A 1,131-nucleotide genomic window follows, 5' to 3' on the forward strand; every position below is an offset into this window, starting at 1 on the left:
ATGGAAGCACCGGTGACACCACTGTTCGTCTGAGGGGGACGGCGACCAAGCATCTTGAGGTGGAAATTTTCGACGGTAACAGCTCCACAGGCAAAAGGGTCGAGGCCAATGCAGATGGAATATGGGCGGTTGAACTGACCGGACTGACGCGTACGAAGCATGTGTTCAAAGCCAAGGCGTTGTATGGCAGCGGGATGGAGTCGGGAGAGTGGACTGTGAACGTAGACGCTCCCGCGTTCATCGTCGAAGACTTTAAGTCATATCCCGTCCAGTTTCTCGAACCAGGGGAGTCCATGCAGGGGTTCCACACCAAACTAACGCTTATTACAACGATCGGGGTACACGGAACTGTTGGTGTGATCTCTTCTCCCTGGGCAATGCGGGCCGTTCTGATTGCTGGGTATGATCCAGGCACACTTAAGTACTCCTTGGCACTAAGACATGAAATTGCCAAGAGTGCGACAATCAAAGGCAGGTACGAAATGCATACGAATGGTCGCATCCAACTTGAGTTTCTTAAGAACAATTTGGTGATGTCCACAATAGAGTTCTTCGAAGGCATCAATCCCCAACTTGATTTTGAGAGGGTCGTTGCCCCAAGCAACGGACAAGCGTTCGATACACTCAGGTTCGTGATGACGAATGTGCCGTCTGACCATCTCAATTCTCTTAAAATTCATACGGTTGCTTTCAGAAACTGAAAAACGTCTGTGGCTTCAAAACGCCGGTGAAACAGGCGCGACTTAACAATCGGAGTACCAGGGGACGGACTCATTAATCCGTCCTCTGGCGCCTATTCCTTGGGCACAACATTATCCAGCGCCTGATTCACCGCCAACTCGCCCAGCATCACCACCTGCGCAATGCCCAGCGCCGTATTGCGACTGGGCCCTTCCAGCGTCCCGGCGAAATCGCCGAGCATGACCGTGGCTGAGGCCAGGGACTCGCAGGCGTTGGCCAGCAGGGATTCGGTGTCGGTTTGCGGGTTGACCATGAACATGCTGCTGGGAGTGTACGGTGTTGCCATGATGTGCGCGGGCGCGAGGTAGTGGTCGAGGGCGCGTTCGGCGGCTTCGTGGAGTTTTCTGGAGTTGAGGGATTCGTAGGGTGATAGCGGGTCTGTGATTGGCG

The 1,131-nt window shown here is 54.0% G+C and carries 1 protein-coding gene and 1 pseudogene; one reads left to right on the plus strand and one right to left on the minus strand.

The window, feature by feature from the left end; genetic code table 11:
* Positions 1-701: pseudogene (locus J1G18_RS27825) on the plus strand (hypothetical protein); the annotation flags it as partial.
* Positions 702-793: 92 nt separating this feature from the next.
* Here the strand turns inward: J1G18_RS27825 and J1G18_RS27830 are convergent.
* On the minus strand, positions 794-1,131 hold a 338-nt coding region (locus J1G18_RS27830; RefSeq protein ID WP_262415699.1), incomplete at its 5' end, for a DUF6124 family protein.

Origin of the sequence: Pseudomonas sp. MIS38, assembly GCF_019891575.1 — a bacterium.
Lineage (GTDB): Bacteria > Pseudomonadota > Gammaproteobacteria > Pseudomonadales > Pseudomonadaceae > Aquipseudomonas > Aquipseudomonas putida_A.